We start from the raw sequence: 20817 nt of genomic DNA, 5'->3' as shown, positions 1-20817 counted from the left end.
GCACTTCGCGATCAGCCTGCCGCCGCGATCTTGCCGCGGAACGACTGCTGCCCCTCGACGATCTTGTCGATCAGCGCATCGAGCGCCCAGAACCGCTCGCAGATGTCGAAATCGACCGCCCGGCTCGCGATGCAGGAAAAGGTGCCGAGCCGCTGGTGATAGAGTTTTGCCAGTTTCGGATAGCCCATCGGCTCCGCCATCGCGGCGAGCGCTAGGTACACCGAAAGCTCGTTCGCCAGCGCCGGGTGCTTGTGGTGCTGCGTCAGCAGCCATTTGTAGAGATCGGGGTGAAAGTTGGTGAACACGCCGGTGAAGCCGGGAGCGCCCGACTTGATCGCATCGAAGGCAATCGCCGCGTTGGCATTGACGATGGTCAGCGGCGATCCGCTGGTGAGCTTGACCCGGCGCTGCACGGTTGCGAGATCACATGAGACGTCCTTGAGGATCGCAAAGCGGCCGCTGTCGGCGCAAAAGGCGAGCTCCTCGTCGGAGAGCAGCCGGCGGAATGGCGCCGGGCATTCGTAAAGCCCGAGCGTCATCTCCTTGGGCAGCCGCTCGAGCAGCCAGCTCAGATCGTCGGTGAAGTCAGTCCCCGCCGGACCGCGGGAGCCAAGCCGGTTCGTCACCAGCACCAATCCGTCGACGCCAGTCTTCGCAATCGACGTCAGCTCAGTGAGCTGGTCCTCCCTGGACTCGCTGATATGGCCTGAAGCGATGACCGGAAGCCGGCCGGCCGCGGTCTTGGCGACGAAGCGCGCCAACGCGACGCGCTCGTCCAGCGTCAGGAACTGCATCTCGCTCGACTGGGCGACCGCGAACAGCGCGTCGGCACCACCGGCGATATACCATTCGATCAGCCGTTCGAGCCCGGCATAGTCGATCCCGTTCGCTTCGGTGAACGGCGTCAGCATCACGGGAATGATGCCCTTGAGAGCAATGGTCACAGGCGAGCTCCAGACAGTGGCTAATTTGGCAGCGCCCTTGCTGCCCGGTTCGCGAATATAGGTCAACCGAAGGGGCGCGTCTCTCGCGTCGTCGAGCCACGCGGCGATCCGCTCGGTGAACGCCTGACCGGGACTTGATGCCGATTCAGGTCCAAAGACCGACAAACGGCCAATAGCTGAACATGAACAGCACGATCAAGCCGTACATGATGGCTGCGAGCGGCAGGCCCAGGCGCATCATGTCTCGCGTCGTGAAACCGCCGGCGCCATAGGCGATCATGGCGGGGGCCGAGGTGACGGGAATGATCGAGAGGCACTGCGCGATCAGGGCGACACCGAGCACGATACCGACGATCGGCAGTGCGGGATCATGCAGAGATACCAGAAAGCCGATGATCGCTGGCGTGATCGCGGTGAGGCACGATGTGATGCTGGTAAAACAAAAGCGAACGAAGAACACGACGACGAAGATCATGATCGCGAGCGCCGTCACCGACAAGTTTCCCATGCCCGACTCGACGAACGCCACCTTCGACAACCAGGCCGCCCCTCCGGTCTTGGACAGCATCTCTGCCATCGAGATGCCCGCGCCAAACAACAGGATCGAATTCCAGTCGATCCGCTTGTAGAGGTCGTTGCAGGTGGTAACGCCTACGCCTGGCAAAACTAGCAGCAACACACAGAAAACCGAAACGGCGGACGCCTCGACGTGATGCACCTTGTCCGTCGCCCAGAGCAGGATCGTCACCACCATGATCGCCGAGGCTCTCTTTTCAAGGCTCGACATCGGGCCCAATTCCGCGATCCGAGCGGAGACATAGTCGCTCCCTCCCGGCAATTCTGCGAATTCAAATTTGAAAAGCCGGGTCACCAGGACATAGAGCCCGCCGGAAAACACCACGGTGAACGGAAAGAGGTAGACCAGCCAGTCGACATAACTGACCTGGATTTGGCCGGCGGCGGTGAGGAAATTGACCATCACCGGATTGGGCGCCGCCCCCGTAAGGACGCCGACCCCGGTCACGGACGGAAGAATGCCCGCCAGCAGCAGCATGGCCTTGCCGATCTGGCTGCTGCGCGGCAGACCAAAGGCCTCCGTTAATCCGATGACGATGGGAACAAGCGTTGCCGCGCGCGCGATCACCGACGGAATGAAGAACGTCAGTGCAAATGCGGTCAGGATGATCCCGAGCATGATCGCATGCGTTCTGGCGCCGACCAGTTTCAGGATCAGATAGGCAACGCGCTTCTCAAGCCCGGTGCTCGTGATCGCTGCGGCCATGGCCAGCCCTGCCGCAACGAACAGCCAGCCGCCGTTCGAGAACCCACTCAGCGCAAGCGGAATGGCCTTTGCCGTTCCAAGGATTGGTCCCACATCGTTCGCGGCCGGCGAAAACCCGAGAGCGAGTATCAGCAGAAGCACAAGCGCAACCGCGCTGACCCCATATGGAATGGCCTCGGTGATCCACATCAGCACCACGAAGACCATCACCGCGATGACTCGCTGTCCGACAAGTGACAGCCCGGCAGGCGACGGCGCCATGACGATAGCGGCCATGATTGCAAGACCGATCAGGATGGTCAGCAATTTCCTGGCGCTGACCTCGGTCGTCGTGGACCCTGCATGAACCAGTGTCGACATGCGTATCCTCCCTCTTTTTTTGACAATCGGCGAGCGCGCGAGGCTGGTTCAGATCGCGTCGGCTGCTCCTAGCACGGCAACACCATCAGCGGCCTGCACGCCCTGTCCGGCCGGCAAGACGAACACCGGATTGATCTCGGCTTCGATCAGGCGCTCGCGGAGTTCTGCTGCCATGTCCGAGAAGGCCACGACGGTCGACACAATCGCCTCGACGTCGGCTTTTGGTCGTCCTCTGAACCCGTCCAGCAGCGGCCAGGTCTTCAGGGCACGCAGCATGGAGCGGGCATCCTCGCGGCTCAGCCCGCCCTGCGCCGGCAGGAGGCGCATCGTCGTGTCCTGAAACAGCTCCGCGGCGACACCGCCCATGCCGAGCAGAACTGCGGTTCCGAGTGGATCGCGGTGCAGCCCCAGAATCAACTCGGTGTCACCAGAGACCATTTCCTGTACGAGAAATCGTTGCGGCCGCTGGCCAGTCGCCGCCTCCACATCTTCAGCCATGCGCGCCAGCCGACGACCAATCGTCTCGGGCGTGAGATTGAGGGCGACGCCGCCCACATCGCTCTTGTGCGTGATCTCGCCCGACAGGATCTTGAGCACGACCTTGCCGCCAAGCTCGCGCGCCGCCGCTTCCGCCTCGACCGGCGCCTGGACGACCCGCTCGGCGACCGTGGGAATGCCGAACCGCGCAAACAGCGCCTTTGCAGCGGCCTCGTCGAGCGAGCCTGCGGGGACATCGCTAACGTCGACATGGCTTGCAGGGTTCGCTACGACGTCGCCCTGCAACGGCTCCGATGCCTTGAATAGGCCCGAGAGCGCGGACGCACAGCTTTCCGCCGATGTGTAGGCCGGCACGCCTTGCGCCGTGAGAGCCGACCCGACATTCGGCGCGTGCGGACTGACATAGGCGATCACAGGCTTGCCGGACATCGGAAGACAATCGCGGATGGCATCTGCCAGCAGCGCCGGAGAGCCAACCGCCGACGATCCCGCAATGATGGTCAGGGCATCATATGACGGGCTGGTCAGCAGCACGCGGATGGCGCCCCGCAGTACGTCCGGTTGCAGCCCCGCCAAGGTCAGGTCGATCGGATTACGGTCGAGATTGGCATGGGACCCGGATTGCAGCGATCTGAGTTGAGCCGCGGTCTCATCGTCGGGCGCGGGCGTCTCGAACCCGGCGACGCCGAGGCTGTCGGAGACGATCGTCCCGGCGCCACCGGTCGATGTGAGGATCGCCACGCGCCGGCCGGCGAGCTTTCTTCCGGCGGCAAGAGCCGCTGGAATGTCGAGCAACTCCTCGAATGTCTGCGCCCGGATCACGCCGAGCTGCGTGAACAGCGCGTCGTACATCCGGTCCGATCCGGCGAGAGCGCCCGTGTGCGAAACGGCTGCCTTTGCGCCAGCCTCCGAGCGACCGATCTTGAAGGCCACCACGGGCTTGCCTGCCTGCCGTGCCTTGCGCACAGCTTCGCGAAAACGCACCGGATGACGGATCGCCTCGACATAGAGGGCGATCACCTGGGTTACCTCGTCCGCCGCAAGAAACTCAATGAAGTCCGACAGCTCGAGATCAGCCTCGTTGCTGGTCGACACGAGCTTCGACAGTCCGATCCCGCGCGCGGCGGCGCGTGAGAGCAGCGCCCCCAGGATCCCGCCGCTTTGCGAGACCACGCCGATCGAGCCGGCCGTGAAATGATCCATCGCCAGCGCGCCCGAGGCGGAGAGGACGATGTTGTCGGTCAGATTTACGAGACCGATGGTATTGGGGCCAAGGAGCCGCATCGCGCCCGCGGACTCGATGAGCTGCCTCTGGCGCAACGCCCCCTCTTCGCCGGTTTCGGCATAACCGCTAGCGAGAACGATCGCGGCTGCAGCCCCGCACTGGGAGAGCTCTCGCACGGCAAGATGCGCGCGTTCCGCACTCAAGAGAACGATCCCGACATCGGGCACGGCAGGGAGCGCGGCGACCTCCGGATAGCATGTGAGCTCGGCGATACGCTCAACCCTGGGGTTGACGGGATATATCTCGCCGCTGAAACCATGCTTTTGCAGGAACGACACCGGTCGCCCCGACGTCTTGCCGGGATCGGTCGACGCGCCGATCACGGCGACGCTCCGCGGACGAATGAGGCGGCTGATGGCGTTCATGACGCTATTCCTTCGCGGAGGATTTGGAGAGAAATGCCACGACCGCGTCACGGTGCTCGGCGCTGGTGTAGCAGATCGCTTGCGCCTGGCTGCCGAGATCGAAGATCTCGTGGGCCGATCGTTCGAAGCTCTGATTGAGAATCCCTTTGCCTAGCGCGAGCGCCGTCGGCGAAACCTGTGCGAGCTCCGCGGCCCAGGCTTGCGCGGCCGGGAGCACCTCGTCGGCAGCCACCTTGCGATCGAGAATGCCGAGCGTAAGCGCCTCCTCGGCTTCGACCATACGCCCCGTGAAGATCAGTTCCTTCGCCCTGGCAAGGCCGACCCTCCGCGGTAGAAAATAGAGAGCGCCGCCGTCCGGAATCAGTCCGCGCTTGATGTAGGACCAGGTGAATTTGGAACGCTCCGACCCGATCACAAAGTCGCAGGCGAGCGCGGTATCGGCGCCAAGACCAGCCGCAGCTCCGTTCACCGCCGCGATGGTCGGCTTGGGAAGGTTGAGCAGCAGGGTCTGCGCACGATGCACGCCTTGTTGCCTGCTCCAGCCGTTGAACGCGACCTCGCCTTGCGGAGCGTCCAGGCGCCGCTTCATCCCGCTGATGTCACCGCCGGCGCAAAACGCGCTGCCGCGTCCGGTCAGGACTAGCGCCCTGATCGCCCGATCGCTCGCAACGCTGTGCAGCGCATCGACGAATTCGGAGCGCATGTCGTCGCTCATGGCGTTGCGGCGATCGGGCCTGTCCAGGACGATGGTCGCAACGCCGGATGCAACCGAGAATTCGATGAGTTGATTGGTCATGTACGAGCCTTGTTGCGGTTTTGCATGGGAGCGCCGACGTTCATCTCGAAAGACGCATCACTCCGGCCGCGTCGGCAGATGCCGACCCGGATGCCTTGGCGCGCCTGCGCCACATGCGAGCTTTGATTCCAGAATTGAGGCTGGCGCGTCGAAGCCGCGGAGCGGATCGCGCCGGACAGGTTAGCTCAGGGGATCTTCGGACATTGCGTTTCGTACTCCCGACCGGACTTGGTTGTGATTTATTGCTTGCCTTGATAGCGAACTGCCATAAAAGCGAATATCGGTCATTTCCACTAAATGGAATTAGGTTAGGAGCCGACATGGCCTTGCCGCGGCAATATTCCGGTGGCGCAAACGGAAACAGGTCGCTGGAAAGAGGCATCGAGATCCTCCGCGCCTTCCGCCCCGGCATCGACACGCTCGGCAACGGCGAGATTGCCGAACGGACTGGTCTGCCCCGCTCGACCGTCAGCCGTCTGACCAAGACGCTGGTCGCCTTAGGCATGCTCGACGAGATCAAGGCGGAGCGGAATTATCGGCTTGCCGCGGCGGTTCTCAGCCTTGGCCACGCCGTTCGCATGGGCTCGCCGGCGCTCAGGGTCCTGGGTCCGTTGATGCGGGCTGAATCGACGCGGCGCAAGCTGAACGTCGGTCTCGCGACCGCCGACCGCGCGATGATGGTCTACCTGGAATCCATTCGCTACAATCCACGCCCGACGCTGCGCAGCATTGTCGCGGGTCAACAGGTCCCGATGGAGCTGACCTCGCTGGGTCGCGCCTATCTCGCAGGCATCCCGGACGCAGAACGCGACAGGCTGATAGGGCAGTTCCAGCGACGTAGTGCCGCCGCCACCAGGGCGCTGGTTGCCGACGTGCAGAAATCAATTCGGGTCGTCAGACGCGACGGCTATTGTGCCGCCTCCTGGCAACCAGGCGTGCTCGCCGTCGCCACGCCGATGGTGGTCGAGAGCCTGCCCGTCTATGCAATCAACATGAGCCTGCAGGACATCGAGCCCAGCGACGATCTCGCCAAGGAGATTGGCGGCTACCTGATGGCGTTCGCGGAACGCTGCAAAGAAGCACTCTCCGGCCTGCAGGATTTCAGGGGCTGAGTGCGACCCTATGTGGCCGTCCTACACCGGCGTGTAGATCACGAGCTTCAGCGCGGGATCGTCATTGGCCTGAAAGCTGGTGTGCTCGAAATGCAGCACGCCCTTGGTGGGATGCGTCATTGTCTTGCGGCCCGACAAGGTGCCGTGCACTTCGTGCGCGCCCCACCATTTGACGAACTCGGGACTGCCTGCGCGCAAGCGCGTCAGCAATTCCGCAAAGGCGGGATCGCCGGCCCAGACGTCATGGGTGGCGCGAAACATCGCGACCATGCGCTTGGCCACATCAGCCCAGCCCGCGCCGTAGGATTTCCGCGTCTTCTTGTTGGTCATCATCAGAAGCAGCGTGTTGCGATCCTCTTCCGGCAGCCGGCCGAACGCGAAGATCTCCTCGGCGGCGGCGTTCCAGGCCAGCACGTCCCAGCGCCGGCCGGTGATGTAGGCCGGATGCGGCAGGCTTTCGACCAGGCGCAAAATGGGCGGCGGCACCACCTCGCGGGTGAAGGGACGGCGTTCGCCATCGCGCGCGAGATCCTTGAGATGCGCGTGCTCGGTCTTGCTGAGGCGCAACGCCCGCGCCAGCGCATCGACCGTCGTGACCGACGGACTGACGGTGCGGCCCTGCTCGAGGCGGATGTACCAGTCGACCCCGATGCCGGCAAGCTGCGCCACCTCCTCGCGCCGCAGCCCCGCGGTACGCCGCCGCTGGCCTGCGGGAAGGCCGACGGACTTCGGCGACAGCTTTTCGCGGCGGGAGCGAAGGAAGTCGCCGAATTCGACGCGGCGGGGGTCGGCCATGGTGGTGTTCCGTATGGAAAGCATTTGAATGCTAGGATAATACCAGGCTCACGCCCTCCTGCAAAGACGGGCGCGCCTGCAACAGCAAAACTTCTTCTTGGACCTGATGGCGCGCCTGCGAAGGGTGCCGGCAACCAAGGACGCAATTATCGGGAGGGCTCAAAAGCGGACCTTCGGGTTCGCTCCCTTCAGGATGACAAAAGCCCGCCAAAATGGCGGGCTTTACGACGCTCCATCCGAAACTTTTTTTGAAATTCAACGGTGTCCGGAGTCGACAGGTTGTTCGGGCGAGCCTGGCCCGGAACCAGGAGAACCTATTGGCAATCCGTTCGCGGAGTGACCTACGCCTGCGCCGGGAGCGCTGACAGCACCTGGTGCCGCGGTTGCGGGAAGCGTGTTCGCGCCGGTCGTCGCCTTCTGCGCCTGCGTCATATTGTTTGGGCCAGAACCCGCTTGATTGGAATTTGAGTTGGCAGACGTGCTGTTCGAACCTGTTGCGCCCGTTCCACCCGTCGTCGTCGATGTGCCGTGGCTGTTTGAGGTGGAGCTGGTGCCGGCCTGAGTTGGGACGGCCGTGCCGCTCGTCGCGCCGGAAGACGATGATCCACCCGCAGCTGCTCCGCTGCTGGCGCCGCCGCCAGCTCCGCCACCGCCTTGAGCTAGAGCGGCTGAGGATATGGCGGTGCAGGCGATCGCAACGATCATCGATTTCCTGATCATGGATGGTCTCCCTGTTCGGGAGATAATTCTGGCTGATGTTGCGAGTTCCTACCCAGTCCACTCCCTCAGGGCCAGCGAACCGCTCCGTCTTCTCAGACGATGTAGCGACGGCGCGCGCCCGCCACACAGGGTCGATAGAATACTAGGATAATACCAGGCCTTCCTGCCGCACGACGGCCCTCGCATAGTTCGTGCACCTCACAATGAGGTGCGAACGAAGGTCAACATCATGAAGGCTGCCGTACTCAAATCTTTCGGATCCCCGCTGGTGATCGAGGACGTCCCCGACCCCGTGCTTGGCACCGGCGAGGTGATCGTCGACGTCGTCGCCACCCGCGTGCTGTCCTATTCCAAGGAAGTGTTCAGCGGCGAACGCAAATACGCGCTGGACCTGCCCGCCATTCCGGGAGCCGGCGGGGTCGGACGCGTGCGCGCGATCGGCCCGGATTCGACCAAATTGTCCGTCGGCGACTGGGTCGTCTGCGATCCGACGGTCCGTTCGCGCGACGACGCGATCGCTCCCGATATTCATCTGCAGGGCGTCAGCGCGCGCGGCGAAGGCGGCATGCGGCTACAGAAGTATTTTCACGACGGTTCCTTCGCCCAGCGGATGAGGGTGCCGACCGAGAACGTGACGCGGCTCGGCGACATCAGCGAAGCAAAGGCCACGCAATGGTGCGCGCTCGGCACCCTGCTGGTCCCCTATGGCGGTTTCCTTGCCGCCAGGCTGCAGCCCGGCGAGACGGTGCTGGTGAGCGGCGCGACCGGCAATTTCGGCAGCGCAGCCGTGGCGGTGGCACTCGCGATGGGGGCGGCTTGCGTCGTTGCGCCAGGCCGCAACGATAAGATGCTCGCTGAGCTCGTGCGTCGCCATGGCGCGCGCGTCAAGCCGGTGAAGCTGACGGGCAACGAGAACGACGACCGCGAGCTGATGAAGCGCGCCGCACCCGGCCCGATCGATTGCGCGTTCGACATCATGCCGCCCTCGGTCTCGACGACGGTGGTCCGCGCCGCGATCATGACGGTGCGGCCCAATGGCCGTGTCGTGCTGATGGGCGGCGTCAACATGCAGGGCGGCCCCGGCCTGGAGCTACCCTACAATTGGATCATGCGCGAGTGCATCACGATTCACGGCGTCTGGATGTATCCGCCGGATGCCGCGGTTCGCCTGATCGCGCTGGTCCGCGCCGGCCTCCTGAGCCTCGATCACGTCGAGACGACGGCATTCGATCTCGACCATGCCAACGAGGCCGTGGCCCATGCGGCCGCCAATGCTGGCGCGTTCAACATGACGGTGATCAGGCCGTAATCGACCTGTCCGCTGCGGCGATGCGCCGTCGCAGCGGGTTTGCCCGACGCCGGGCTACCGGGCAGATGTACCAACCGGTGCATGCAGGCGTTGAGCTGGATCAAGGAAAGTCGTGACCTGACGCTGGCGGACAAGTGACACAGTTCGTGGCAAGATGCCTTCCACGTCTCGAACTGGGATTGCAGGACGCCGCTCTATGCGGTGCGAAACTAGCCGCGCCTCAGGCTTTGTCGCTGTTCCCTATTGCTTGAGCTGCTTGATGAGGTCCTCGATTTCATGGTTCCCCGGCATCAGGCGTGCGAGCCGCTCGGCATAGCCCAATTGAGATGCGGAATCCCCCTTCTCGCGGCTCAACGCGAGCGCCGCGGAAAGCATATCGCGATCGTTGGGATGGATCTGCAAACCGTTCCTGAGCACAACAATGGCGTCGTCGCGACGACCGGAGGAATGCAGCCCCACGGCATAAACGTAAGCATAGCGCGCCTGGCTCGGATCCAGCAACGTCGCCTGACGCAGCTCGTCGAGCGCCGCTTCGTTGCGCTTCAGGCGCACGAGCGTCAAACCGAGCGCGTGGTGGAGCGAGGCGTCCTTCGCCGACGCGGAGAGAGTCTCGCGCAAGACCCTTTCGCCGTCACTGTCGCGTCCGAGTTGCCGGAAGAGATCGGAGAGATTGATGGCGGCGGGCGAGAACGATGGATCAAGACGCAAGGCAGCCCGATATTCGGCCTCGGCCTCAGCGGCACGCGCCTGTCGCGCAAGGAAATTGCCGAGCCCAGTCCGGGCGTCCGGACGATCCGCATTCAATTTCTGCACCGCCACGAATTCGGCCGCGGCTTGTGCGAACTTGTCGCGGTCGGCGGCAGGTTGGCGTGCCGCGGGCACCGAGGCGAGAAGCTCGGCGGCGCGGACGCGCACACCGCGTACCGGATCGGTCAATTGCGTGGAAGCGAGTATCCAGAGCTGGTCAGCCGGCACTCCGTCCAGCCCGTCGAGGGCTCCCAGCCTCACGAGTGGATCGGGGTCGGCCAGCCCGCGGCGGATTAGATCGATATCTGGCACGGGAAGCTCGCCGAGCGCGCTGGCGCGCACGATTCCGGGAATATCGTTTGGGGCAGCAACCGCGGCCAGCAGGGCTTGCGCATCGGCCGCTTCAGTCCAGGCGGAATGAAACGCGCCTGCGTAGGTTTGATAGCCGCGTCGCTCCGGCCCGAACCAGGTCTCGACCTGTTGGACCGCCCAGGCCGCGGGCTTGTCCCGATGGCAATCATTGCACGCATTCGGCGTCCCTATCTGCACGGAGAGGTCAGGACGCGGGATCCGGAAGCCGTGGTCGTGGCGACGATCGACCACCATGTAGTGGCGCTCCGGCATGTGGCAGGACGGGCAGCCTGGTGGCGGCGACACATCGGTATGGTGCCGGTGGGCGACCGATTCGTATTTCGCCGGCGCATGGCACTGTACGCAGACGCCATCGCCCGGCGCCTTCAGTGCCGCACTGTGCGGATCGTGGCAGTCGCTGCAGGTCACGCCCTTTGCGAACATTTTGCTCTGCTTGAAGGGAGCGTAGTTATAGGTCTCCTCGTCATCGCGCATCTGACCGTCGGGGTGGAAGCGCTGCCGGTCGAGGAGCAAGACCCGGTGGGTCTCCGACAGCGGGCGGCCAGGCTTCCAGTCCTCCGAAAGCTGGCCGCGGCGCGCGTGGCAGAGGCCGCAGGTTTCAACTTCCTTGCGCAGAGCCGGTGGTGGGGCGCTGCGCTTTGGTGTCAAGGTTCCAGCTTCGATCGACCAGCTGATGCCCGTTCGCTCGTCGAACCTCACCAGCAGTCCGTCATCCGATCCGCGCGCCGCCGGCTTCTGCCGTGCCCAATCGACATGGCGCGAGCCCGCGCCGTGGCAGGCTTCGCAGCCGACGCTGATCTCGGTGAACGTCGTGGCGAATCGGTTGCCGGTGGCATCGTAGTTCTTGTGCACGCCCGTCGAGTGGCACTCGGCGCACATGAAATTCCAGTTCTGGTTCAACTTCGTCCAGTGCAGCGGATCATTGCTGGTGACGGCTGTATCCGGATAAAGATGAAACCAGCGTTGACCACCCCGATCCTTCGGCCGCGTGTCCCAGGCAATCGACAGCGCCTGTATACGTCCATCCGGGAATTCGATCAGATATTGCTGCAGCGGCTCGACGCCGAACGTGTACTTGATCTCGAACGTGGCGAGCTTGCCGTCCGGACCGTCGGTCTCGACCAGGAACTTCTTCCCGTCTCGGAAGAATCGCGAGCGCGTGCCGGCATATTCGAAGCCAGCGCCATTGAAATCGCCGCGCACAGTCTGCTCGGTCGCATGATCCATCGCGTGGCGATGTTGCGAGCGCTCCCACAGTTTTGTCTCTGCCTGATGGCATCCGCTACAGGTCTGACTGCCGACGAAGGCCAGCCCGGCCGGGTGTGGCGGCTGCGAAGGTACGCTCGTGGATTTGAGCCAGGACAGGCAGCTCGCGGCCAGAAAGAATAGCACGCCCGCGACGACCGCCAGCAAGACCGACGTCCCAAAGGTGAGGGCAGAGCGTGAGGGTGTAGCCTGCCGTTCGGAGCCCGTCGAACTTGGGCCCGCCGAGCCCTGTCTGCGGCCCTTCCGCGAATTCTTCGCCACGTCCTCCCTCCGCCCGCGGATCATGCCGCCAATTCTTATACGCGCAGGTCGTTATCGTGAAGGGCAAGCCGGGTTTCGCGGGCCAGGTCGACGAGCGAAGCGCAAAAGGTGAGGAGCGCGGCCATGAACAAGAGCGCCACGCCATATTCATGAGCCACGTTTAAGAGCGCACTGATGAAGGCAACGATGATGATCAGGGATGTCAGAAGGGCGGCCAGGATCGAGCAGAACAGGGATCGGTTGAGCAGGGTGGCGCGGCGCTTCAGCCGAGGGATGTCACCCTTTAGAAAAGCCTTCGCGCTATCGCCGTCGACGATGGCATGAAGAAACTGGGCTCGGTCGATCACCCGGTTGATGCGCGAGATCAGCACCGAAATGAATGAGGCGACCGCTCCGAGCAGGAACGCAGGAGCGGCCACATTGCCGATGATGCGGGCCAGTTGATCGATCGAAGGTGTGACCGGTATGAGTTGGATCACGTTGTCCATATTCGCGCGGCGCCTGCGAGCCTTCAGCTATCGCGAATTCGCTGGATTGGCGGAATCCTGAACGTATTGTCCTTCAATCTCTCCTTAGGCTGATACACGCGGATGCTCAAGTTGAAGGCCCCGCTCGGGGGACAAGGCAGCCAGTTCGCTTCCTTGTCGGCGCCCGGCGAGCGCGCCTGGATGTAGACGTCAAACGAACCGTCCGGACTGTACTTCAAGGGCATGCCGGATGTTATGCCATAGCGCTCGATCGCGTTGCGGACGTAGAAGTTTTCGCGATACGGCGATATCGACCAGACGCCGCTCTCGGAAGGCAGCATCTCGTCCTTGGCGAAATGAACCAGGTATTTTTGTGAGCCGTCGAGAATTTCGCCATCGCCGTCGACGAACGCCGTGGGATATACTGCGTCATCCGCAGTCAATGCGCCTAGCCCGAACCAGGCAACGAAGGCCCGTGTGGCGTAGTCCGTGCCGAACCTGCCGATGTTGAGCATGTTCTGCCAGCCATTCAACGTCGGCGCAGTGTATGGGCCGGTTTGGAATTTGTACCAGACTTGCGCGGGCACGCGGTTCAGGCCCCGCAGGATTGCCGGCTCGACGGTGGTACGGTCGAACGGCTTGCCGGGCTCGACCCCCAGTCGCTTGAGCTTGGCGAGCATGGGGGCGTCGGCCGGATAGGGCGGATTGTCCTTCAGCAGGAAGGCAAGACGTTTGAAGAACATCTCGCCGGTCATGAGGCGCACCTGATCGTAGGGGGTGGCGGTGAGGTCCACGTCCGGGTCGACGGGCACATTCTTCGGTGGCGAGTATGAAGTGCCCCACGCGCTCAGCGGGGTCAAGTTGAGCTGATCCTGGAGCTTGTGGATCGCCGGGAAATCCTGTGGCCCGGCCGCCGCCATCTGGGTCAGGACCCAGCCGTATCGCGTCGAGCAGCGATAGACAGTCTTGACGTCGGGTGGCGGTGTGCCATTCCATTTCGGCCCCGCAATCAGGAAATTGCCCCCTGCCTTGCCCGTCGTGCGCGTGCCCACGGAGCCGAAGTCGTCGGTCCACATATTCAGTAATTGAAGTACGAAATAACGTCCCGCCGTATCTGGATATGAGAAGACGAGCGGCTCCTTCTCGAGATCGAAAATTCCCCCCGACCAGATGGAGTTGACGCTGATGCGTACGACGTTCTTGAAATCCGGGCTGACGAACCCCCGCATCCTGAGGAGCTGGTTCATCGGCGCGGCGTATTCACCAGCCTCGGATACCGCCGTCTCCACCCGGTTCGTCGCATCCATCATCACCAGGGGGAAACCATAGACGTAGGCTTCCATGCCAAGCAGATACGCGAACTGCTCGACAGCATCATCCTTCAAGTCACTGAGGGCATGTTCAAGCGGACCGGCCGCCTGACTGTTGGTGATTGGCAGGATAGCCGCCGCTCCCGCGGCCACTGCAGTGGCGAGGAGGTCACGGCGGTGGAGCGAAAATCGTCCTCGTTTGCTGGAAGACATGGTCGTTCTCCGATGATAAGCGCCGGGCGCCGCGCTGAACCGCGCGCGACGTATGCTGTGAAATCGTATGCTTGTCTCAGAATGTGAAGCGCAGGCCTTGCGGCCCGCGCCTCTAATCCGATCACTCGCGGGCGGCAGCAGCCGCCTGCCTTGCCTTTTCAAGCTTCTGCACATCAGCCGGCGTGAGCTTTGGCCGATTGAGCGTCACGGTCACCTTGTTCAGCGTGCCAGTGAAGGCGAACGGCGGCTTGTAGTCGGCGTCGTTGACACCGGTCAGAGTGTCCGACCCGACATCCAGGCTCTCATCGAGCTGAATCATGAATGGAATCGTGTGTTCCATCTTCTGGGTGGCGACATCCTTGCCGTCGACTTTCAACACGCCGGTGCCGCCCTGTCCGATACCGGCGTAGCTGCCGTATTCGAGGGTTGCCATACCAAGCCCGTCATAACGGAAATCGAACTCGATGACGTGCTTTCCGGGAGACAGCGCATCTCCACCTTCCCACTTGATCTTGCGAAGGCCCAGCATGTTCCAGGTGAACACGGGCTTGTTCTGCAGCACGTAGAAACCGTAGCCGCCGAACCGTCCGCCCTGAGTAATCAGGATGCCTTCGGCGCCGCTGTCCGGAATGTCGACCTCCGCCTTGATATTGTAGGAGGTGTTCAGCACGGACGGCGCATCGCCCATCGGCGTTCCCGTGAGACGCTGGGTCCAGGTGAAGCTATTGCGCCCGGCCGTAATGCTCGGCCGCGGCGTGATGACCCGCGTAATGATCGCGTTATCCAGCGGAAACACCTGGTACTTCTTGGCCTCTGTCGAGAATAAAGCCTGCAGCTCCTTCAGCTTGTCAGGATACTTCGCGGCCAGATCCGTGGACTGAGAGTAGTCCTCCTTGAGATTATAGAGTTCCCACGGATACTTGGTCAGATCAGCAGTCAGGTTAGCCTGCGTGACCCAGGGCGGCCGCATGACCTTGGTGCTGGCCATCCAACCGTCGTTGTAGATCGCACGATCTGAGAACATCTCGAAGTATTGGGTCTTGTGCGCAGAGGGCGCTTTGGCGTTCTTGGCGTCGAATGTATACATCATGCTGACGCCTTCGATCGGCTTCTGCTCGATGCCATCCACTATCCTGGGCGCTCTTATTTTCGTGGCTTCGAGGATCGTCGGCGTGATGTCGATGACGTGGTGGAATTGTTCGCGAATGCCGCCCATGTCCTTGATGACCTTGGGCCATGAGATCGCCATGCCTTGACGAACGCCGCCGAGGTGCGAGACGATCTGCTTGGTCCAGCTGAATGGCGTGTCGAACGCCCAGGCCCAGCCGACGGCCATGTGCGGATAGGTCTGGTCCGACCCCCATGCATCGTAGAAATATTTGAGCTGGTCAGCGACCGGCACGTCCACGCCGTTGAACATCGCAAGCTCGTTCGGCGTGCCGATCACTGTGCCTTCCGAGCTCGTTCCGTTGTCGCCGTTAATGTAAATGATCAGCGTGTTGTCGAGCTTGCCCATGTCCTCGACGGCCTGGATGACCCGCCCGATCTCGTGGTCGTTGTAGGCGGTATAGGCAGCGAACACGTCAGCTTGACGGATGAACATCTTCTTCTCGTCGTCGCTGAGCTGGTCCCAGTTCTTCAGCAGATCGGTAGGCCAAGGGGTTAGCTTGGCGTCCTGCGGGATGACGCCAAGCCTCTTCTGGTTGGCGAAGATCGTCTCGCGCAGCTTGTTCCAGCCCTGATCGAACAGGTGCATGTCGCCGATCTTCTTGATCCACTCCGGGGTTGGGTGATGCGGCGCGTGCGTCGCGCCCGGAACGTAGTAGACGAAGAAGGGCTGCTCGGGATCGAGCGAGCTGACACGGTTCATGTACTGAATGGCATCGTCAGCCATCGCCGTGACCAGATTCCAGCTACCGGGCGGTTTGCCTTCGAATGGATAGATCTGGGTTGTATTGCGGAAGAGATTGGGCGCCCACTGATTGGCGTCACCACCGACGAAGCCGTAGAAATATTCGAAACCCATGCCGATCGGCCACTGGTCGAACGGGCCGTTCTGGCTGGCCTGAAATGCCGGCGTGTTGTGATCCTTGCCGAACCACGAGGTGCGATAGCCGTTGTCCCTCAGGATACGGCCGATCGTCGCCTTGTCGCGAGGGATGAAACTGTCATAGCCGGGAAAACCCGTTGCCTGCTCCGAGATCACGCCAAAGCCGACCGAGTGATGGTTACGGCCGGTGATCAGCGCGGCGCGCGTCGGCGAGCACAGCGCGGTGGAGTTGAAGTTGGTGTAGCGCAGGCCGTTCTTCGCTATGCGGTCGAGCGCAGGCGTCGGAATGACGCCGCCGAACGTGCTCGGCACACCATATCCGGAATCGTCCGTCATGATGAGCAGGATGTTCGGCGCGCCCTTCGGCGGTACGACGCGCGCTGGCCAGTAGGGTTTCGATTTGGTCGCAAGCTCGTCGATCTTGCCGCCGAATTTCTGCGGTGGCGGCGGGAGCTGGTCACCTGGAATCGTGATGGTCGCAGCCGGTGAACCCGGAGGCGGTGAAGTCTGTTGTGCTTGCTGCGCAAGCACCGGACCTGACATCGCAGATGTCAAAAATAGTCCAGCAACAATGGTCCGAAAATTCATTGCAAGCCCTCCCAAGAGGTGCGCAAACGCGCGGAGGTTGTCATTAGGGAAAATTTAGCAACAGGCCGCGTTGACGCAGATCAAGCTTCTCATGTCCGCCGATGGCGCCGCGTCACGCGACGTGTAGAACCCGCATGTTAAGCGCCGGGTCTAGCTCAAGATTCCCGAGCAAGCTGTGTCGTTGTCGCGAGCTCAAATATTTGAACGGCGCTTCGCTCGTCGCACCTATCGGCCGCAATCTGAGATCATCGCCCGATGCACTGGAACATTGTCAGAGATCAACAGAAGGGAGCTCAGGCTGGTTCTATATTTTAGGACTATGCTGTGGGGCTCGTTTTCATGCTCGCTCACAAGCTCAATCATCCAGTGGCCGGTTTGCTACTCGCCATCGGCGTGGCTCTAGCAGTAACGCTAAGCATCCGGATGAAGCACGCCGGCCCTTTTGCAAGCGCCGTCAGGGGAGATCGCCTGGAGCAGAGCAATGCTAGTGACTATGAAGGAGTTATGGGCTGCCCCCAGCTTGCTTGGCCTTATGGGCGCGGTTGGCAATTGCCCTCCGAAAGACAAGAGAGAAGAACGCATTTCAGGAAGCGACCAAAACTGTTTCGGCTTGGCTCGTGATCTCATCTATCGGCGGAGATCAGCGCGTTCGCGCTATAATCGCGCTGATCATGCTCCAAATTGAACTCCCTCGCGCCTCAACGGAGGTCGTCGCATGCCGGGTTGGTGATATCGATCGGGCCAGACGACATCATCGTCACCGCGTCTAAAGCGCTTAGTCCAATATTTCGCAGCTTATTCGCGAGACGGTACAGCAGTAGGTATGTGCTGTGTTTGCAACATGCGGTTGCCAATATTTCCCGACTGCTTATGCCGGCATGGCCTAGCCCAATATGCATTGTATTGTCGCTACAATAATCAGCGCCCCAAAAGCGCAGCATGTTGTCGGGAGGGGACCGTGAGGATAATCAAGGCCATTATCACCGTCGCATTTGCGTCGATCACATTGATGCCAACGGTCGCCTCGGCTGACGAAGGCGGCGTCAGCTTCTGGCTTCCGGGTACATTCGGCAGTCTTGCTGCCACACCTCAGCAGCCGGGTTGGTCAGCGGCTGCAATCTACTATCATACCTCGGTTTCCGCTGGTGGTGATGTCGCGCGCGCTCGCGAGATCGAGACGGGTCGCATTCCAGTGAACCTGACGGCAACGCTGAACGCGAACCTGAATGCCAACGTCGACCTCGGCCTGTTGAATGCAACCTACGTATTTGCAACGCCGGTGCTCGGCGGCCAAGCCTCGGCAAGCCTGATCGGGATCTACGGCGCCAACACGACCTCGCTTGCGGGCACGGTGACCGGGGCACTTTCGACCCCGTTCGGCTCGATTCCGTTCTCTCGCTTCGACTCGATCAGCGACTCCGTGACGGGGTTTGGTGACCTGATCCCGCAATTCGCGTTGCGCTGGAATGCGGGCGTCAACAACTACATGACGTACATCACCGGAGACATTCCGGTCGGGCTTTACAACTCGACGAGCCTGGCAAATATCGGAATCGGCCATGGTGCGATCGATGCCGGCGGCGGCTACACCTATTTCAACCCGCAGACCGGACACGAGCTCTCCGGCGTGCTCGGCTTCACCTACAATCTCAAGAACACGGCTACCCAGTACCAGAACGGCGTCGATATGCACTTCGACTGGGGCGCCTCGCAGTTCCTGAGCAAGCAGGTTCAGGTCGGCCTCGTGGGCTACGTCTACAAACAGCTCGGCTGCGACACCGGATCCGGTGATCGTGTCGGCTGCTTCCGATCGCAGGTGGCAGGCATCGGACCGCAGATCGGGTACCTCTTTCCGGTCGGCACCATGCAAGGCTATCTCAACCTGAAGGGCTACAAGGAATTTGCCGCCGAAAACCGGCCAGACGGCTGGAACGTTTGGCTGACCTTCGCGATCTCGCCTGCGGCGCCGACGCCGGCAGCCATGCCAGTCAAGCCAATGATCACGAAGTGAGTGTGTCGAGACGCACTCCTTCACGGCGGATAGGACGCTCACGAAAGCCCTGATTAATGGCGGACGGCCAAGTTGCGCCGGCGAAGTGGAGGGCCCGCGAGCGGGGCAGCTGTGGGCACAGACCAACATGGGCCTGGATCATTCGACCGGCATTGTCAGACTGACGATAGCGTCGGCGAACCATTAACCGGCGTGTTTTATCCGCTCGGGCCTAACGAGCAATTTCGTAGCTCGCGGGGTCGTCGCGCTTGCCTGCACCTTGAGCGTGGTGATCGCGCGAGGAGCGTCTGACGGCTCAGCCATTTTGTGTGGTCTCGAATAGACAATCCCGTACACGGCGCCCATCACGACACTGTAAGCCAGCATCATTGCAAGTGAGAATAGCGCGGGCCATGGGCCGAGACCAAGGCCAGTAGCAAACAGGCCTAAGCCGAGCAATGGAAAAAAGATGAGATCCATGACCAGCCATCCAAGGACCCCGGCAATAAGGCCTTTAACCAGTCCGCTGGCGCCTGGCAGATGCCGGTACAAATTAGCAAATGACACTCCGGCGACAGTCGATCCGTTGACATAGGAAATCAGCCACGGCAGCAGTGGATGCACGTATTCCCCCGTCCAATACCTGAGCGCAACTTGAAGGCTCTGATAGGGTTGAAACGCTTCGAGTATGCCTAGCTTTGACTTGAGCAGCATCAGCAAGGTGTGCGTCACGCTTCCGCATAATCCCGCAACCGCAACTTTCCAGATGTTGCTCCTGGGCTTGAGCAGCTTATGCAGCTTCAGGATTGGTAGGACGGTCCTTTTCATCACGAAGCATTTCAGACGGAGGTCGGGCGGAGCCTCTTAGAGAGTTCACGAGAGTTGCGCGACCATCGTTGATTTGCCTCAATGTGAGCTCGATGACGTCATTCGCGACCGGTCGGCCCTCGGACAAGCAACCGCCGCCGTGAAAATTGCATCCGTGGGCGCTGATTTCGCCAAGGCGGGCCAAGAATTAAAATCTATGTTGCCGGTCTCGCCAAACACATGAAGTCGCTCAAGTTTAAGTCCCGCTTGCCATCGTGGAGGCGCGCGCGACGCCGGACTCAACGAATTTAGTTTGAGCTGAGTCAACGCCAAGGTCGGAAACCCGTGGCTCGCTCCCATCATTGATCTTGCATGCGGGAGAGTTGCCATGTTCTTCAATGCATCGCGCGTTCTGTTTGTCGCCGCCACGGCCCTTGTTATTTCAAACCCTAGCTTTGCCCAGAATGCTCCGCCCCCGCACGTGCCGCTGCAGAAGACAATTGGCGCAGCCAAGCCGGAAGTCGTGCCATCGCTCTTCGTCCTTAACTCCAGGGGTGCGACTCTCCAGAATGGAAAGCTGGTCCTTGTTAAAGTGTCCCCGAATGCGATCGTGTTCGCCGACCGCCCCGTGCGCGCCGCCGGTCACGATCTGACGAGCCGCATCGTCGAGGATTGGGGCGCGGGCAGCGACAATTTCCAGAAAGATCCGCCTAACGCGACGGTCTCTGCCTTTCAGAAGGATGGCAGCGGCGTGCGTGATGCAGTCGTTGTTCTAAAGAATCCGAAGCTTGACGGCGAAGATCTGGCCTTCGATGTCGATGTGCTCGAAGGTGACATCAAGGGCGCCGATGGTGCCGCTTCGGTCTTTATCGACATCATTGGACGACCATTCACTCCAATGTCGTTTGCTGGAGTAGGCCGCCGGACCGCGTATCGCGGTGCCTATTATGCCGGCGCAGCCGCCGTCGGCGCCGCAGCGGTCGGAGCTGCAGCATATGGCGCATATGCCCCGCGTTGCGGTTACTATCCATTCCCACCTTGTTACTGACGAACAAGACGCTGGCGCTCGGCGCTTGGAAGGTGTCCGCGCGCGCTAGTCGAGAAAGCATTCGGGTACACAAGTCTTTGAAGGGGTACACTCGATGACTGCAGGTGCACCCCATGAGTTAAGCTGGACCGTCCGCTATCCGATCTTCGACCTATCGAGGGAAGGGCCATGACGAACACCCGCCTTGTTGCTTTATTTGCCAGTCTCCAAGTTGCAATCGTGCCCTCTGCGT

At 61.7% G+C, this 20817-nt stretch carries 14 protein-coding genes; 4 read left to right on the top strand and 10 right to left on the bottom strand.

What is annotated here, in order from left to right:
* Positions 1–11: 11 nt before the first annotated feature.
* The 4 genes from Q0687_RS03225 to Q0687_RS03210 form a co-directional block, all read right to left on the bottom strand.
* A complete protein-coding gene (locus tag Q0687_RS03225; protein ID WP_298872171.1) occupies positions 12–944 on the bottom strand; it encodes a dihydrodipicolinate synthase family protein in 933 nt (310 codons plus the stop codon).
* A gap of 145 nt (positions 945–1089) precedes the next feature.
* Entirely contained in the window at positions 1090–2586 is a 1497-nt protein-coding gene (locus tag Q0687_RS03220; RefSeq protein WP_298872168.1) for a DASS family sodium-coupled anion symporter, read from the bottom strand.
* A gap of 48 nt (positions 2587–2634) precedes the next feature.
* Positions 2635–4734 carry an acetate--CoA ligase family protein gene (locus Q0687_RS03215; RefSeq protein ID WP_298872165.1) on the bottom strand — a complete coding sequence of 700 codons (2100 nt, stop codon included), beginning with the start codon at positions 4732–4734 and terminating at the stop codon, positions 2635–2637.
* Positions 4735–4738: 4 nt separating this feature from the next.
* Positions 4739–5530, bottom strand: coding sequence for an enoyl-CoA hydratase/isomerase family protein (locus Q0687_RS03210; protein ID WP_298872161.1), 792 nt, complete (start codon positions 5528–5530; stop codon positions 4739–4741).
* Positions 5531–5850: 320 nt separating this feature from the next.
* On the opposite strand from Q0687_RS03210, the gene Q0687_RS03205 reads away from it, so the two are divergent.
* Positions 5851–6642 (top strand): helix-turn-helix domain-containing protein, encoded by a 792-nt coding sequence (locus Q0687_RS03205; protein ID WP_298872158.1) that lies wholly within the window; start codon positions 5851–5853, stop codon positions 6640–6642.
* 21 nt (positions 6643–6663) lie between these two features.
* Here the strand turns inward: Q0687_RS03205 and Q0687_RS03200 are convergent, their stop codons facing one another.
* Positions 6664–7437, bottom strand: coding sequence for a helix-turn-helix transcriptional regulator (locus Q0687_RS03200; protein WP_298872155.1), 774 nt, complete (start codon positions 7435–7437; stop codon positions 6664–6666).
* 949 nt (positions 7438–8386) lie between these two features.
* On the opposite strand from Q0687_RS03200, the gene Q0687_RS03195 reads away from it, so the two are divergent.
* Positions 8387–9466: a zinc-binding alcohol dehydrogenase family protein gene (locus tag Q0687_RS03195; protein ID WP_298872152.1), complete on the top strand. Its 1080-nt coding sequence runs from the start codon at positions 8387–8389 to the stop codon at positions 9464–9466.
* A 240-nt stretch (positions 9467–9706) separates the two neighbouring features.
* Here Q0687_RS03195 and Q0687_RS03190 read toward each other — a convergent pair whose 3' ends face one another.
* From Q0687_RS03190 to Q0687_RS03175, 4 genes are all read right to left on the bottom strand, one after another.
* A complete protein-coding gene (locus tag Q0687_RS03190; RefSeq protein WP_298872150.1) occupies positions 9707–12136 on the bottom strand; it encodes a multiheme c-type cytochrome in 2430 nt (809 codons plus the stop codon).
* Between the two features lie 11 nt (positions 12137–12147).
* Positions 12148–12600 (bottom strand): DUF2721 domain-containing protein, encoded by a 453-nt coding sequence (locus tag Q0687_RS03185; RefSeq protein ID WP_298872147.1) that lies wholly within the window; start codon positions 12598–12600, stop codon positions 12148–12150.
* 23 nt (positions 12601–12623) lie between these two features.
* On the bottom strand, positions 12624–14102 hold the full coding sequence (locus Q0687_RS03180) for a DUF1254 domain-containing protein (RefSeq protein WP_298872145.1): 1479 nt from the start codon (positions 14100–14102) through the stop codon (positions 12624–12626).
* Positions 14103–14223: 121 nt separating this feature from the next.
* A complete protein-coding gene (locus Q0687_RS03175) occupies positions 14224–16740 on the bottom strand; it encodes an arylsulfatase (protein ID WP_298872142.1) in 2517 nt (838 codons plus the stop codon).
* A gap of 1009 nt (positions 16741–17749) precedes the next feature.
* On the opposite strand from Q0687_RS03175, the gene Q0687_RS03170 reads away from it, so the two are divergent.
* Positions 17750–18751, top strand: a complete 1002-nt coding sequence (locus Q0687_RS03170) for a transporter (RefSeq protein ID WP_298872193.1) — start codon at positions 17750–17752, stop codon at positions 18749–18751.
* Between the two features lie 183 nt (positions 18752–18934).
* Here Q0687_RS03170 and Q0687_RS03165 read toward each other — a convergent pair whose 3' ends face one another.
* A complete protein-coding gene (locus Q0687_RS03165) occupies positions 18935–19558 on the bottom strand; it encodes a DUF6789 family protein (RefSeq protein WP_298872139.1) in 624 nt (207 codons plus the stop codon).
* A 367-nt stretch (positions 19559–19925) separates the two neighbouring features.
* Between Q0687_RS03165 and Q0687_RS03160 the strand changes: the two genes are divergently transcribed.
* On the top strand, positions 19926–20585 hold the full coding sequence (locus Q0687_RS03160) for a hypothetical protein (protein WP_298872137.1): 660 nt from the start codon (positions 19926–19928) through the stop codon (positions 20583–20585).
* Positions 20586–20817: the final 232 nt, after the last annotated feature.

This window comes from uncultured Bradyrhizobium sp., from assembly GCF_936928535.1.
Classification (GTDB): Bacteria; Pseudomonadota; Alphaproteobacteria; order Rhizobiales; family Xanthobacteraceae; genus Bradyrhizobium.
The sequence above is the reverse complement of the archived record's forward strand: the minus strand, read 5'-3'. Positions and strand labels throughout refer to the sequence as shown.